Annotated in this window: 12 protein-coding genes and 3 pseudogenes; 6 read left to right on the top strand and 9 right to left on the bottom strand. The window is 69.3% G+C overall.

Features of this window, described 5'->3' with window-relative positions; genetic code table 11:
- Nucleotides 1–9: 9 nt before the first annotated feature.
- From ACK1X7_RS00885 to ACK1X7_RS00860, 6 genes are all read right to left on the bottom strand, one after another.
- The gene (locus ACK1X7_RS00885) at nucleotides 10–462 is read right to left on the bottom strand and encodes a VOC family protein (protein WP_385157226.1); all 453 of its coding nucleotides are present in this window, start codon (nucleotides 460–462) and stop codon (nucleotides 10–12) included.
- 33 nt (nucleotides 463–495) lie between these two features.
- Nucleotides 496–1434: a biotin-dependent carboxyltransferase family protein gene (locus ACK1X7_RS00880; protein ID WP_390796109.1), complete on the bottom strand. Its 939-nt coding sequence runs from the start codon at nucleotides 1432–1434 to the stop codon at nucleotides 496–498.
- Nucleotides 1431–2069: a 5-oxoprolinase subunit B family protein gene (locus ACK1X7_RS00875; RefSeq protein ID WP_385158254.1), complete on the bottom strand. Its 639-nt coding sequence runs from the start codon at nucleotides 2067–2069 to the stop codon at nucleotides 1431–1433. The genes ACK1X7_RS00880 and ACK1X7_RS00875 overlap by 4 nt, the downstream gene beginning before the upstream one ends.
- The gene (locus ACK1X7_RS00870) at nucleotides 2066–2875 is read right to left on the bottom strand and encodes a 5-oxoprolinase subunit PxpA (protein ID WP_390796108.1); all 810 of its coding nucleotides are present in this window, start codon (nucleotides 2873–2875) and stop codon (nucleotides 2066–2068) included. The genes ACK1X7_RS00875 and ACK1X7_RS00870 overlap by 4 nt, the downstream gene beginning before the upstream one ends.
- Nucleotides 2872–3576: a GntR family transcriptional regulator gene (locus tag ACK1X7_RS00865; protein ID WP_390796107.1), complete on the bottom strand. Its 705-nt coding sequence runs from the start codon at nucleotides 3574–3576 to the stop codon at nucleotides 2872–2874. Before ACK1X7_RS00865 ends, ACK1X7_RS00870 begins: the two co-directional genes overlap by 4 nt.
- Nucleotides 3577–4029: 453 nt before the next feature.
- The gene (locus ACK1X7_RS00860; RefSeq protein ID WP_413114504.1) at nucleotides 4030–6399 is read right to left on the bottom strand and encodes an Ig domain-containing protein; all 2370 of its coding nucleotides are present in this window, start codon (nucleotides 6397–6399) and stop codon (nucleotides 4030–4032) included.
- Between the two features lie 502 nt (nucleotides 6400–6901).
- Here ACK1X7_RS00860 and ACK1X7_RS00855 point away from each other — a divergent pair.
- The 4 genes and pseudogenes from ACK1X7_RS00855 to ACK1X7_RS00840 form a co-directional block, all read left to right on the top strand.
- Complete coding sequence (locus ACK1X7_RS00855) at nucleotides 6902–8194, top strand: extracellular solute-binding protein (protein WP_390795782.1); 1293 nt, start codon at nucleotides 6902–6904, stop codon at nucleotides 8192–8194.
- A 107-nt stretch (nucleotides 8195–8301) separates the two neighbouring features.
- A complete protein-coding gene (locus ACK1X7_RS00850; protein ID WP_385157251.1) occupies nucleotides 8302–9192 on the top strand; it encodes a carbohydrate ABC transporter permease in 891 nt (296 codons plus the stop codon).
- On the top strand, nucleotides 9189–10022 hold the full coding sequence (locus ACK1X7_RS00845; protein ID WP_390795783.1) for a carbohydrate ABC transporter permease: 834 nt from the start codon (nucleotides 9189–9191) through the stop codon (nucleotides 10020–10022). Before ACK1X7_RS00850 ends, ACK1X7_RS00845 begins: the two co-directional genes overlap by 4 nt.
- Before the next feature lie 99 nt (nucleotides 10023–10121).
- Nucleotides 10122–10361: pseudogene (locus ACK1X7_RS00840) on the top strand (aldo/keto reductase); the annotation flags it as partial.
- 189 nt (nucleotides 10362–10550) lie between these two features.
- Here the strand turns inward: ACK1X7_RS00840 and ACK1X7_RS00835 are convergent.
- Nucleotides 10551–11594, bottom strand: a complete 1044-nt coding sequence (locus tag ACK1X7_RS00835) for an enolase C-terminal domain-like protein (RefSeq protein ID WP_382958334.1) — start codon at nucleotides 11592–11594, stop codon at nucleotides 10551–10553.
- 366 nt (nucleotides 11595–11960) lie between these two features.
- Nucleotides 11961–12308, bottom strand: a pseudogene (locus tag ACK1X7_RS00830) (transposase); the annotation flags it as partial.
- A gap of 190 nt (nucleotides 12309–12498) precedes the next feature.
- On the opposite strand from ACK1X7_RS00830, the gene ACK1X7_RS00825 reads away from it, so the two are divergent.
- Entirely contained in the window at nucleotides 12499–13062 is a 564-nt protein-coding gene (locus ACK1X7_RS00825) for a TetR/AcrR family transcriptional regulator (RefSeq protein WP_413114503.1), read from the top strand.
- Between the two features lie 375 nt (nucleotides 13063–13437).
- The gene (locus tag ACK1X7_RS00820; protein WP_390795785.1) at nucleotides 13438–14169 is read left to right on the top strand and encodes an SDR family NAD(P)-dependent oxidoreductase; all 732 of its coding nucleotides are present in this window, start codon (nucleotides 13438–13440) and stop codon (nucleotides 14167–14169) included.
- Here the strand turns inward: ACK1X7_RS00820 and ACK1X7_RS00815 are convergent.
- Nucleotides 14123–14642, bottom strand: a pseudogene (locus ACK1X7_RS00815) (fumarylacetoacetate hydrolase family protein); the annotation flags it as partial. The gene ACK1X7_RS00820 and the pseudogene ACK1X7_RS00815 sit on opposite strands and share 47 nt — an antisense overlap.
- Nucleotides 14643–15066 lie beyond the last annotated feature (424 nt).

Here is a 15066-nt window from a genome sequence, read left to right as displayed (position 1 = left end):
GGCGAAGAATCAGATGGCGAAGAGCTGTCCGAGGTCGGCGAACGCCTTGAACTCCAGCGCGTTGCCCGCCGGGTCGAGGAAGAACATCGTCCACTGCTCACCGGGCTCGCCCTCGAAGCGGACGTACGGCTCGATCACGAACCGAGTGCCCACCTCGGTGAGCCGCTCGGCCAGCTTCTTGAACTCCGGCACCGGGAGCACCAGGCCGAAGTGCGGCACCGGCACCTGGTGGCCGTCGACCGGGTTGGTCCCGGCGATGCCGTCGCGCGGCGTCCCCGACGGGCCGTCGCCGACCTGGTGGGTGACGACCTGGTGGCCACCGAAGTTCCAGTCGATCCATTTGGTGTCCGAGCGGCCCTCGGCGAAGCCGAGCACCTTGCCGTAGAACTCGCGGGCGGCAGCGATGTCGTCCACCGGAATGGCCAGGTGGAAGGGAACGAGGGAGGGGGACTGCGCGGTCATGTTCGGTATCTCCTCAAGGGGTTTCAGGGAGTTTCAGAGGACGGGGGCGAGCCGCAGCCCGTCCCCGGGGAGGGTCTGGCCGACGAGATCGATGTCGGCGTCGGTGACCACCCCGATGACGGGGTAGCCGCCGGTGACCGGATGGTCGGCGAGGAAGACGATCGGCTCGCCCGACGGAGGCACCTGGATGGCGCCGCGCACCGTACCCTCGCTGGGCAGGTCGACCGAGCCGATGGCCAGCGGCGGTCCGGTCAGCCGCGCGCCCACCCGGTCGCACTGGGCGGAGACCCGCCAGGGCGTGGTGGTGAGCCGGTGCCGGTCCGCGGCGTCGAACAGCTCGTGCCGCGGCCCCCAGCGGAACCGGACGGTGACCGGGCCACCGCTCGGGACGACGCTGAACGCCAGTTCCAGCGGGATGGCCGGAACCGGGCGCACCGGACCCAGTCCGTACTCCGCCCCGCTGCGCACCGGGGCGGGGCCGAGCCCGGTGAGGGAGTCGCGCGAGGCCGACCCCAGCACCCGGTCCGCCTCGATCCCGCCGGAGACGGCGAGATAGCTGCGGCAGCCCGCCCAGGGACGGCCGATCGTGAGCACTGATCCGGCACGCAGCCGCAGCCGCGGCGCGCCGTCGACCGGCACCCCGTCGACCATCAGCGGCGCCGGGGCCCCGGTGACCGCGACATAGCGGCTGGCGGAGAGGGTGATCGCGAGGCCGCCGAGGGTGACCTCCAGGGCCGGGGTGTTCTCCGGGTTGCCGGCCAGCCGATTGGCGAGCCGGAAGCTGCGCCGGTCGGCCGGGCCGGAAGCGGGGACGCCCAGATGGGCCATCCCCGGGCGGCCCAGGTCCTGCACGCTGGTCGCCGCCCCCGCCTCGACGACCGTCAGCACGGCGGGCTCCGGGCCGGCCCCGGGGCCGGGCGGACGGTGCTGGGGACGGACCCGGCGGCCCGGGGCGGCGGAGGTGACCGTCATGGCGCCACCGCCTCGAAGACGACCCGGTCGCCGACCGCGAGCCGGTTCGGCGGATCGGCGGTCACGTCCCACAGCCGGGTGGTGGTGACGCCGATCTGGTGCCAGCCGCCGGGGGTTCCGCCCGGGTAGACGACCGTCTGGTTCCCGGCGATGGCCACCACCCCGGCGGCCACCCTCGGCCGCGGGCTGGACAGCCGGGGCAGCCGGAGGCTGTCCGGTACGCCGTCCAGATACGCGAAGCCGGGCGCGAAGCCGAAGAAGCCGACCCGGTACTCCCTCGCGCCGTGCCGCCGCACGACCTCCTCCGGGGCCAGTCCGAGCCGTTCGGCGACCTCGGGCAGGTCCGGTCCGTCGTAGCGGACCGGGATCACGATCCGTCGGCCCGGCGGCGGTCCGGCGCGGTGAGCGCCGGACTCGTCGAGCACGGTGCGCAGTCCGGCGGCGAGCTTCCCCATCCCGGCGGCGGTCTCCGCCACCACCAGCACGGTCGTGGCGGCGGGCACGACCTCCCGCAGTCCCGACGCCCAGGGCTGGGCGCGGATCGAGGTGGCGACCTCGGCGGGGCGCAGGCCCGCGCACTCGATCAGCCAGCCCCGGTCACCGGCGCGCCGAAGGATCGTTTCGGCGGGCGTCATGGCCGTGCCTCCGCCACCTGAAGGCCGGCGGTGGCGCCAGGCGGGCCCACCGCGATCCCGCCCGCGGCCAGCGCCTCCCGTACGGCGGCGGCCAGCCCGGCCGCGCCGGGGGTGTCGCTGTGCACGCACAGCGCGGCCAGCTCCCCGCCGTCCGGGGCGATCCGTACGACGGTGCCGGTAACCGAGACCACCGTCCCCGACTCCGCCATCCGCAGGGCGCGTTCGGCCGCCTCGGCCGGGTTGGTGATCAGGGCGCCCGACGCGGAGCGGGGCACCAGCAGCCCGTCGTCGGTGTAGCCGCGGTCGATGAACCCCTCGGCCAGCGGGCGCACCCCGGCCTCCACCGCCCGCTCCCACACGGCGGTGCCCGGCTGGCACAGCAGCGGCAACCCGCGGTCGTACAGGGCGACCGCCTCGACGAGCGCGGCCGCGTGCCCGATGTGCCGGGCCGCCGCGTTGTAGAGCGCGCCGTGGGCCTTCACATAGCCGACGCGGTCGCCCGCGAGGCGGGCGAACACCTCCAACGCGCCCATCTGGTACAGCAGTTCGTTGACCAGCGTGGCCGGCGGAACGTCGATGAAGCGGCGGCCGAAACCGGCCAGGTCGCGGTAGGAGACCTGAGCGCCGATCGCCACGCCCCGGGCGGCGCTCGCCTCACAGGTGCGGCGCAGGATGTCGGGGTCGCCGGCGTGGAACCCGCAGGCCACATTGGCCGCGGTGACCTGGTCGAGCAACTCGCCCTCGTCGGCCGGCCCCCAGACCCCGAACCCCTCGCCCACATCGCTGTTGAGCGCGAGCGCGGTCACTGGGCCGACTCCGCCCAGTACGCCTGGAGGGCGCCGCTGCTGTTCTCCCAGGCCGTGTGCAGCCCTTCCTGGCCGCCGTCGATATGGGCCGTGATCTGCCGGGCCAGCTCCTCCGCGTCCCCGTCGGCCAGCGCCTGGACCATCGCGGCGTGCTCGTGGTGGACCCGGCCGTACGCCGAGGTGCCGTGGACGTAGAACCGGGAGTACGGCTCCAGCCGGTGGTACATCTGCGAGATGATCTCGTAGCGCATGGGCAGCCGGGACAGCCGGTACATGTCCAGGTGGAAGGCGAGGTTCGTGCGCGACCAGACGTCGGCGCCGGTCCCGGCAGCCTGCTCCATCGCGGTGGCCATCTCGTCGAACCGGCTGATGTCGCGCCGGGAGACCCGCTCGGTGACGTGCTCGGCGAAGCTCGGCTCGATCAGCCGCCGCAGGTTGTAGATCTCGTCGATCTCGTCCAGGTCCAGCACCGTCACGAACGTGCCGCGGCCCGGGGTCGAGCGCAGCAGGCCCTCGCTCGCGAGGGTGCGCATGGCCTCGCGCAGCGGGATGCGGCTGACCCCGAAACGGTCGGCGAGTTCGTCCTGGACCAGTCGGTGACCCGGCGGGTAGACGCCCTCGACGATCAGCCGGCGCAGCTCGGTTGTGAGCGCGTCCGGCGCCATGGCGTCACCGCGACGACCTCTGTCTTCTCGGTTCATATACTGTGTATACAGTGGATGCGCCGTACGGGTGAAGGGGTTCGACCACAGGAAATCCGGCTTTTACCCGACCGAAATCGGCCACCCTCCCCCGAGACGGTGTGTTCAGCCGAAGCTCCCCGGTCGTGAGCGAGTTCGCCGATGATGAGGAGCCCGCGGTCGCGGGTGTCGCGGGGACGCGGTGGCGAATCCCGAGGGGACCGACGCCATCCGGGTCTCCGAGAACCGGTACGGCGGGGCACGGGGCGGGCGGCGTGCCTGTCATCGACGGGATCGCCACCCGGCCGGCCACGATGGGCGACACCCTCGACATCGGGACGAACCTGGCGGTTCGAAACCGCGTAGGTGAGTTGACTCTCCCGGCCATGTGAAAGGCCGCCTTCCCGACATCTGGAGGGCGGCCTTTCGGCTCCCCCGCGGGTCATCGCGAGCGACGCACCGCCGAGCGCTCGTTCACGACGCCGTGCTGACCCGGTAGGTGATCCGCGCGTCCTCGGCTCCGCCACTGTTGCGGGCGGTGATCGTGAACTTGCTGGTGCCCTTCCGGGTGGGCACGCCCGTGATGCCGCCGGTGTCCTTGTTGAGGGTCAGTCCGGCGGGGAGGCTGCCGGACGTGATCTCGTAGCGCACCGTGCGCGGGGTGCTCGACGTGACCTTGAACGCGTACAGCGTGCCGATCCGGGCGTCGGGCGGCCGGGGCGTGGTGAAGCCCGGTTTCGGGGCGTTGACCGGCTGGGGCTTGCCGGTGGCCTTCCCCGAGGAGTCCGTCTGTTGCAGGGACCATTCCTGATTTGGCGTCACTTCGCTCAGGTGCCAGTACGAGTCCGGGTCGCCCAGCAGTTTCTTCTGGTCGGTGCTGAAGGCGCCGGCGGCGCGCGCGGCCTCCCACACCCTGACCGCTTCCAGCAGCGCGGCCGTGTTCGACCCCGATGCCAGACTCTGCACGCTGGTCTCGAAGTTGATGCCCGCGTTCAGGGATGCCGCGCGCGCCATGGTGACTTCGATCTTCTGTAGGCTGTCGTTGCCGGAGAACCCCTGCTGCCCCATCATCCCGGGCAGATAGTTGGCGCGGTAGAAGGTGTTGCTGCGCAGTAGCTGCGCGTAGTCCGTCCTGCCGATCTCGCCCCAACTGGCGCGGGACTGGGCGTCCCAGGTGTTGGACGCGAGGTTGCTGCACTCCGTGATGAATTCCTTGGAGTCGAGTTGCCGGTAGACACCGTTGACCAGGCGCGCGAAACCGTAGCCGCCCCAGCCGTTGTAGCCCGCCGACTCCAGGCCGTCGTACGACGTGGCCCGTATACCGGTGTCGTTGTACGCCGTGGCCAGCCGGGTCGCTATCTCGTCGGTGATCGGCAGACTGCCGAGCGCGCCGCCGTAGCCGTTCTGGATGAGCCGGGCGACGGTGGTGCCGGCCGGACAGGCCAGTGCGGTCGATCCCCACTGCGCCCGCGCAAGGCCGTTGACCTGCCACTCACTGTCGCTCACCTTCGTGACGGAGCCGTAGGTGAGGATCTCGTCGCCGATCCGCAGCCGGTGACCGTCGACGCCAGGACCGAGCGGGCGGTCGCCGTCGGCGTACAGCGTGGTGTCCGAGGCGCCGAGCGGACGGGTGAGCCTGACGCTGCCGCCCACGGCGAGACGCGGATCCGCCGGGGCCTTCACATACGGGTCGTGCGCGTCGATGAAGACGGACAGCGTGTGCACGCCGACCTCGGTGCTCTCCTTCGTCGCCGCCGCCACCAGACGGGCCGCCGCGGCGTCGGAACCACCGAACGCGCTGTTGAACTGGTAGTGCCCGTGCGAAGCCCAGGGCCCGTCACCGGAGATGGCGTAGATGTTCCTGACCCCGGCCTGCGCCGCGAACCGGCTCGCGGCCGTGACATTGCCCGTGCTGAGGTCGTGCACCCAGAAGTGGGACTGCGACGTGCGCTGTGCCGCCTTCTGCCACTGGCCGTCGAGGGTCGGGTACGCCTGACCGTGCTGCGTGGCGATGTGGCTCAGCACGGTGAGGGCGAGATCCGGGGCGCTGCCGAACAGGGCGATCTTCGACCCGACGATCCGCCCCTCGGGCGCGGGCAGCGGCCCCAGCGGGATCTCGTACCCGTTGGTGCGCTGCCGGGTCCGCACCTTGCTGTAGTCGTAGGTGGTGGCGCGCAGCACGCTGCCCCAGGTCGTTTTCGCCGCGACGTTGCTCGCCAGCCACTCGTCCTTCTCGCCGGTCTGTAGGCCGTACGGATTCCAGACGAGATCCGGGCCGAACCCGTAGGCCAGATGCTCGTTCGGCCAGCCGCCGACGGTCTTGTCGTTGAGCGGGCGGACCCCCACGACGAAGTCGTCACCGACGACCACACCGGCGGTCTCACCGATCGTCCTGTCGAGCTTCGTCGGCAGCGGTCCCCACAGCAAGGTCTGCACATCGACACCGGGAGCGGCGGTCAGACCGACCACCTCGAGCGTGGCGTGGGTGGGGAAGTCGACGACCTTGACCTCGACCGTCACCTTCTCGCCGGTGAACACCAAGACGCGGCGGTCCCGCGGCGAGACCTTCACCGCGGCGGGGACCTCCTGCCGGCCGTCGGCCACCACACTGACCAGCGGTACCGATCGGCCCGCCGCCAGGTGGTCGGTGCCGCTGCGCCGGTCCACCAGGCTGCGCACCCGGCCAGAACTGGTGAGCCCCATCGACAGGAAGCCCGCGGAGATCCGCTCCGCGCGCGGTGCCTTGCCGGTGGCGGCGTACACCGTCTGGGCGGGGGCGGCCGTGAGTCCCATCGCGGTGATCGAGCTCAGGCCGCTGACGGCCAGAAAGTGCCGTCTGTCCATGTTTCCTCCTCGTGAGGTGAATCTCGGCGAAGCAGGGATGTGCTGAACGAGCCGTGAGAGGGGCGATCGGCGTCTTCCCGCATAGTTCGTACTCTTGGGCCCCGGGATGGAGTGTGCGGGTGATGGGTCGGTGTCCTTCGCGGAGCCTTGTCAGGAAGACAAATCCTGGCCTCTTACGGCTGGACGCCCCAGCGCGGGCGTGATCCAGCGTGCCGCCGAGCAGGCAACGAGTCAAGATTTAGTTAGGATCTATCTGGGCACTCTTTGGTGGATGGTTGTGTTTCATCTCTTGACACTGTCGCGAACCCAATTCGATACTCGGACCGCTCTCTGCGGAGAAGCGCTCGGAGAGAGCGGTCCCGCTCGAGAGGGGGAGGACTCGGCCAAGAGTCTGAACCATGTGGCCGATTCGGCGGACGGTCGGGAACGGATCCCCACCTGGTCGTGGCACGACAAGGGACACACCACCGCCTCCGACAGCGACGGGCAGGGACAGAAACGCATGACTCGTTATTCGATGGTTCTGAGGGGCGCCGCCCTCGCAGGCGCTCTTCTCCTGACCGGGTGCACGGCCGGCAGCGGTGGTGGCAGCGCGTCATCAGGGGGCAAGGCGACCCTGACCTTCCTCACCTTCGAGACGCCCAATCTCGACGCGAAGTACTGGGACGCCGCGATCGCCCGTGCCTCCGCGAAGGTGCCCGGAGTGACGATCAAGAAGCTCGTCTCACCCAGCGCCGACCGCACCGGATATGCGAAGCAGCTGGACAGCACCGGGCAGTTCCCGGACATCATGATCGGGCTCAACCCCGCCGGATTCGCCGAGTCGGGCAAGCTCGAGCCATGGACGGACAAGGAACTCGCGGCGTACACCGAGCCGCACGCCAACGCGTACGACGGCAAGGTCTACCAACTGCCCTACGCGGCCCAGGCGACGCTCGTCTACTACAACAAGAAGGACTTCGCCGCGGCCGGCATCGGCACCCCGCCGCGCACGTACGCCGAACTGCTCGACGCGAGCTCGAAGTTGAAGAAGAAGGGCATCAATCCGTTCGTGGTCGGCGGTGGTGGCAAGGATTCCTGGGCCGACATGTTCCCGCTGATGTGCACGGTGGCCACCGACGTCTACAAGAAGACACCGGACTGGCTGACCCAACGCGGCGACGGCAAGGTCAAGTTCACCGACAAGGCGTTCGTGGCCGCCGCCCAGAAGGTCGCCGGTCTGGCCGACAAGGGCTACATAGACCGAGCCGGACTGTCCCGTTCCTATGCCGACACCGAGCAGGCATTCCGGGACGGGAAGGGCGCCATGTACCCGATGGGCAGTTGGTTCGCCGCCTCGGCTGACGGGAAGAGGCCGAGCTTCGACACGGGGGTGTTCACCTGGCCCACGGACCAGGGAGCCCTTGCTCTGCCGAGCGGCGTCGGTGGCGGCATGACGGTGAGCTCCAAGGCGCCCGACGTGCAGCTCGCCAAGAAGTGGGCGAAGGCATTCATGGAGGATCACAAGAGCCTGGACGCCGCCGTCAAGTCCGACGCGCTCATCATCGACATCAAGGGCTACACCCCGCCGGACAACATGGGGCCGGTCTACAAAGCGACCGTGCAGGAATATCGGAAGGCCCAGAAGGACGACGGACTCGTCAACTCGTTCTCCACGGAGTCCGGTGACGGCTCCATGCCTCCCGGGCTGGCGGACAAGGCCGCGACAGGCGTGCAGAAGCTCATCAGCGGACGAATGACGGCCAAGCAGTTCGGCGCCTATATGGACGAGCAGTGGGACAAGGCCACCCGATGATGCGGCTTCGCACCCCCCACCGACCGGAAGCCTCCCCTGCCGAACCCGTGAAAAGGAGCGCGGCAGGGGAGCGGGGGCGGGACACGCATCCGAAGCGGTCCTTGCCGGTGACCCGGCGGGAACGCTCGAAAGGCGGCCTGAGCCGCTTCGCCGTCTTCGCGGCCCCAGGGCTGCTGGCCTACCTGGCGCTCGTACTGGTGCCGATCGGCATGACCGTCGGCTACAGCCTCACCAACAGGAACCCGTTCAATCCACCGACCCGATGGGTGGGTCTGGACAACCTCACGAGCCTGGTCTCCGACGACGAATTCCTCAAGGCGCTACAGAACACCGTCGTCATCACCGTGATCGTCACCTTCGTGACCAACGCCGGCGGGCTGGCGATCGCCCTGCTCCTCGACCGGCGCGGCTGGCTGTACAACGTCCTGCGCAGCGTGTTCTTCGTGCCGGTCGTGCTCAGCGGCGTGGTGGTCAGCGTCATCTGGCAGGCGATCCTCATCGATGACGGCCTGCTCAACTCCATGCTGCGACATCTGGGAGTGAGCGATCCGCCGGGGTGGCTGTCCGATCCGAATCTCGCCCTCTACACGGTCTCGTGGGTCATGGCCTGGCAGGGGCTCGGATTCTGCGTGGTGATCTATCTGGCCGGACTCCAGGGCATCCCGCAGGAGTTGCACGAGGCGGCGGCCATCGACGGCTGCGGCCCGCTGATGCGGTTTCGCCATGTCACGTGGCCGATGCTGGCGCCTGCCCTGACCATCAACACGGTGATGTCGCTGATCGGCGGGTTCAAGGCATACGACCAGGTTCAGGTCCTCACCAACGGCGGCCCGGGACCCGGCACCACCTCCACCCTCGCCTTCCAGGTGGTCCAGACCGCGTTCACCGGCAACCACATCGGCTACGCCTGCGCGATGGCCGTGGCGATGCTGGCCCTGGTCGCGGCGGTCTCCGTGATCGCGCTCGGGCTGCTACAGAAACGCGAGGTCTCATCGTGAACGTCCACAGGGCCCAGGCGTGGATCCGTCCGATCGTCGCGCTGCTTGCCGGCGCCCTCTTCTTCCTGCCGATCTACCTCGTCCTGGTCAACGTGTTCAAGGACGGTTCGGCGATCGTGTCGAACCCGGTCGGCCTGCCGACCTCACCCACCCTGGACAACATCCAGGGAGTGCTGTCGCGCCCCGACCAGCTCTTCTGGTACGGCCTGGTCAACAGTACGGAGGTCACGGTGATCTCCATTCTTGTCATCACCGCGATCTCGGCCATGCTCGGCCACTATCTGGCCCGGTCGACCGGCATCCTCCCCAAGGTCACCATGGTCGTGCTGCTGTGCGGGCTCATGGTGCCGTCGGCGGTCATCGTCTCCCCGATCACCGAGGTACTGCGGGCACTTGGGCTCATGAGCACGGTGCCGGGCCTGATCCTGGCATACGTCGGCTACTACATGCCCTTCGGGGTGTTCGTCTTCGCGGGCTTCGTCAAAACGATCCCGAAGGAACTCGAGGAAGCCGCGGCAATCGACGGTGCCGGAGCGTTCCGCGCCTTCTGGCAGGTGGTCTTTCCGCTGATGCGACCGGCGTCGGCCAGCGTGCTGATCTTCCTCGGCGTCTGGATCTGGAACGACTTCCTCAACCCGCTGATCATCCTGGGGCCGGCCGCGGGCACCACCGTGACCGTCGGCATCTACCGGGCCATCGGCGAGCACCAGGCGGACTACGGCTCCGTCTTCGCCTTCATGTTCCTGGCGACCCTGCCCATCCTCGTCTTCTACCTGGCCTTCCAGAAGCAGTTCATCAAGGGCCTCACCGGAGGAGCGACGAAGGGCTGACCGGCCGGCACCGGGGCGGGGACCGCGCACCTCCCCGCCCCGGTGCTTCCCTGTCCGCCGTCCGGCCGGCGCCCCTGAACGAGAGGCGAATGCGAACTCATGCGCACCACCACCCCGGGCGGCGAACTGGCCCTGGGTGCCGCGCCCCTGGGCAACCTGCTCCACGCGATCAGCGGCGAGGACGCCGCCGCCATCGGCGCCGCCTGATCCTTTGGGATCCGCCGCTCCGGCACCGCCCCGCACTACGGCCTCGGCTTGTCGGAACGCCGCCTCGGCGCGGCCCTGCGCACCCGGCAGCGCGAGCAGTACACGCTCTCCACCAAGGTCGGCCGCCTGCTCGCCGTTCGTCCGCGACCCCGACTTCGACGTGGTCCTGCCGGCCGACCGCTACTCCCGCTCGACCAGAGCGGGTTGACCGCCCTGCTGCCCCTGGCCGCGCGCCGCGGGGCCGGTTGACGTCGAGAAGGGGGTGGGCGCGCACGCGCCCACCCCCTTCTCGAACGAGGGTGAAAAGCACCGCCGGACTCGTCACCAGCCCGGCTGGTCGAACCCGATGCCGGGCGCCGTCGGAGCCTGGACAAGGCCGTCGGCACCCACCGAGGGCTCGAGCACTACGGGATTGGTGTACACCAGGGACTCGTAGTACGTGGTGTTCGGTATCGCCATGCACAGATGGGCGTTGACCACGCCGCTGCCGTGCACCTCGGCCCGTAGTTGGTAGCTGTCGGCGAGATGCGCGATCCGCAGGGCCCCGGTGATCCCACCCTTGTACTGCGCGCTGGTACGGACCCGGCCCGCCGCGCCCGCCATGATGAAGTCGCCGGCGTTGAAGTGCGCGCCGTCGGAGGTCTCCGCGACCAGCAGGGGAACGGTGACCTGCTCGGCCAGCCAGCGGTAGGAGGTCACACTGAACTCGCGCATGGGCTCCTCGTACCACAGGTAGTCGGCTTCGCCGAGAGCGCGGCCGAGATGCACCGAGTCCGCGAGGTCGAACCCGGCCGAACCGTCGTACATGAGGGCAATGTCATCGCCGACGTGTGCCCGCAGCTTCTGGCACAGCTCCGCGTCCGCCTTCACATCGCCCCAGCCGTGCAGCTTGATGCCGCGGTACCCCAACTCCAAGCACTGGTCGGCCACATCAAGGTATTCCTCGACACTGCCGAAGGTGACCGTGCTCGCGTACGCGGGAACGGCCTCGCGATAACCGCCCAGCAGCCGGTGCACCGGCAGCCCGGCCGCCTTGCCCGCCAGGTCCCACAACGCCACGTCGACCAGGCCGAGGGCGTAGATCGGCAGCTCCTCGATGCGGTCCAGCTCCCACATCCGCTGCCACAGCAGCTCGCGCATCAGCGGGTCACGGCCGGTCAGATCCGCACGGATGCGACGGTCGACCAGGTCGGAGACGATCAGCCCGCGCCTCGTGTGCGCCTCGCCTACAAGACCCTCGTCGGTGTGGACGCGCAGGATCCCGCCGACCACCGCGGGCTCCGAGCCGGGCAGCCCGGCCCGCCACCGGAAGGGCGGCTGGGCGGGCAGGTCGACCAATTCCACAGTCACATTGGTGATTCGCATGGATGTCCTTCACGGCTGGAAGTCCGGGGAGGGAGACCGGGTGTGCGAGGGTTCCCCCTTGTGGGATTGCTGTATGTCGTACCCTGACCCGGGCGCGAGGCAGTATGTTTCACATACATACAGCGATTTCGGCTCAGTGAATCACATCCAGGTCCGTTGATGCCAGAACCGGTAACCGTAGACCGTCCATCACGGTCGGCGTCTCCTCCAGGGGGAGTCGTCCTGGGTGAACGGAGGTTGAGCCCTCGTGCGTGCGCGGCTCCGCCAGGGAATCTCCGTGCGGACCGGTGATACGGATGCGGCATGTATCGGATCCATGTCCTTCCTGACGTATGCGAACGATCCAGGGCGCGTATTCGGTTGTGATCAACAGATGGCCCGGACGAGGTCCTTGAGCCAGATCATCGAGGCGCGAAGGTAGAGGCCGGAGAGGTAGCTCGCGTGTGTCTTGTCGTACCGGGTAGGGAGGACCGCCTTGATACGGCGTTTGCGCAGGTGGGCGCAATTGCCATGCGACGAGTACGCTTTGTCTCCGGCGACTGCGTCAGGCCGGGTGCGGGGACGGCCGACGAGCCCGCGCACCCGATCGAAGACCCTGGCGTTACGCCACTGCCGGAAGCGGTTGTGGACGGTCGGCCAGGCGCCGAACTGCGCCGGCATCTCCCGCCACTGCCCGCCCGTCCTGAACCGCCGGACCACACCCTCGAACTGTTGCGCCGCGAAGGCAAATCTCGCAGATTGATCACGACGTGATGCGCGCCCTGGCACTCCAGCACCGGTTTTCGGCTGGACTTTTCCCGAGCCAAGCTCGGCACACGGCGGCCCGGAGTCCATTGTGGCCCGTGCGGTCCAGAACTTGTATGGTGCGGGTATGCCTCGACCTCGTGAGTTCGATGAAAATCGTGTGCTTCTCGCCATCCGGGACGAGTTCTGGGACAAGGGCTACGCGGCGACATCGATGGACGATCTGCTGCGCGTGAGCGGGCTGGGCAAAGGCAGCCTCTACGGGGCGTTCGGGGATAAGGGCAGCCTGTTCCTGCGGGTGCTGCGCGACTACGACGACGCGAATCTGCTGATGCTGCGCGAGCGTCTGGTTTCCGCGGCGCGGGGGATCGACGTGGTGCGCGAGTTCGTACTCGGCCTGACCGGCGATCCGACCGGGGCAGTTGCGCGTCGGGGTTGCCTGCTGGCCAACAGCAACGCCGAGCTTGCCGCCAGTACTCCGGACGTCGCAGCCGAGGCTCGCCGCAGCTACGACGCGATCGCCACCCTCCTCACCGCGGCGCTGGAACGCGCCCAGAGCGAAGGCGACCTCGACCCCGACATCGACCCCTCTGAGACCGCCCGCGCGGCCCTCGTCGCGCAACTCGGCCTCATCGCTCTCGGGCGCACCGGCATGGGCATCGGAGCGCTCACCGTGATAGCCCAGTCCGCCCTGGCACGGTTGCTGTCCACTCCGGCGCAGTAGCGGCAACGCACCGGCCGACCTGTACCGCCACGGGCTGCAACCGGCTCCGAACCCTGGGGCGCGCCCTGAAGCTGTGCGCTGCGGCTCCTGCGGAGGGCCGCGCTCCGCAGGCCGGGCTCCTGCGCGCTGCCAGTCGTCAGGCGACTCGAATCGCGACCCGGCAGGCCGAGACCGCCGCGGCGGCGGTCGGTGCTGCCGGTGGTGTGGCCCCGCAGTGGTCCGACCAGAGGTCGCGGGTGCGGGACAACTGCCCGCGGCCTGCGCGGCCCGTCTACGGGGCCGCGCCGGGAAGCCCCGATGCCGAACCAATCTTGACTGTGCGGTCCATATCGGAGGGTTGTGGACGCAACAGTCCATAACTTGAGGGAGGGCGGCATGGCCGTCTTGGAAGACAAGGTCGCCGTGGTCACCGGGGCCGGCACCGGGTTCGCGACCGCGCGCGCATTCCGCGACGAGGGCGCCACGGTGTTCATCACCGGTCGCCGCAAAGACGCGCTCGACGCCGCGGTTGCCGAGCTCGGGCCTGACGTGACCGGCGTGGTCTGCGATGCTTCGGTGCCCTCAGAGCTCGATGCGTTCTACAGCACCGTGCGCGACCGGGCCGGACGCATCGACGTGCTGGTCGCCAACGCCGGCGTCGGCACCGCGGCGCCGTTCGGCGAGGTGACGGAAGATCTGATCGACTCGGTGTTCGCCACCAACGTCAAGGGAACGATCTTCACTCTCCAGCAGGCGCTGCCGCTGCTCAGCACAAACGCTTCGGTAATCCTGACGGGTTCGACCGCTGCGACACGGCCCAACCTGGGACTCGAGGTCTACGCAGCGTCGAAGGCCGCAGTGCGCACGCTCGCCCGCGGCTGGGCTCTCAGCGCGGGCACACACGGCTTCCGGGTCAACGTCGTATCCCCGGGCGGTACGCGCACCTCTGGTCTGCTTGAGCTGGTGGTCACACCCGAGATGCTCAAGCAGGCCGAAGGCGCTGTTCCCCTCGGCCGGCTTGCCGAGCCCGAGGAGATCGCCGCCGTGACGACGTTCCTCGCCTCGGACGCGTCGAGCTACGTCAACGGTGCCGAGTTCTTCGCCGACGGTGGATACGCGCAGGCATGAACGCTCTCGTAAGCGCCGATTCAGGTGTGTCTCGTGCACGGTCCGGGGCTGGGGCGGTGGCTTGGAGGAGGCGTGTCTCGATGACCTGACGGCGCGCGGACACCCACGTGCATGATATGCGCCCAAGCGCCACGCCAGGCGGGGTACCGGTGTTGATGACGTCGCCGGGACGCGGCACCATGTACTGGCTCAGGTACCAGATCAGATACGCGACCTCGAAGATCATGTTCTTGGTGTTTGCCGTCCTGCCGCACCTCGCCGTTGACGGCCAGCCGTAGGCTCAACGACTGGGGGTCTGCGACTTCGTCCGCCGTGACCGGCCAGGGGCCCTGCGGGTTGAAGGTCTCAGCGGACTTGCCCGGATCCCACTGCGCGGAGCACGCGGGCTGGAACTCCCGCTCCGAGACGTCGTTGCCGACCGAGTAACCGGCGATGTGGCCGAGGGACGGCCAGGGATGGTGCCGGTACCGGGCAGGGGCATCACGGGCTCCTCGGGGCAGGGGTCGGACGTCCACGCGTTCTCGCAGGTCGGCGTGGCACGGTGTCGCCTCCTTGTACGAGGGGGGTCGGGGGACTCGCCGGCCCATCGAGGGGCCGACGGGGGACTCGTCACCAGCCCGGCCAGTCGAACCCGATACCGGGGGCCGTCGGAGCCTGCACCAGGCCGTCGGCGCCGACCGCCGCCTCGTGCTGCACGGGATTGGAGTACGGGCCTCGCCCACCGGGCCCTCGTCTGTGTGGACACATAGGATGCCGCCTACCGCTGCCGGCTCGGAGCCCGGCAGCCCGGCAGCCCGGCAGTCCCGCTCGCCGGCGGAAGGGCGGCTGAGTCGGCAGGTCGACCCAGTTCGACGGTCGCATCGGTTATTCGTATGGCTGTCCTTCAGGTCCGGGGGT

Source organism: Streptomyces sp. CY-1 (assembly GCF_047218265.1).
Taxonomy (GTDB): Bacteria; Actinomycetota; Actinomycetes; order Streptomycetales; family Streptomycetaceae; genus Streptomyces; species Streptomyces niphimycinicus.
The sequence above is the reverse complement of the archived record's forward strand: the minus strand, read 5'-3'. Positions and strand labels throughout refer to the sequence as shown.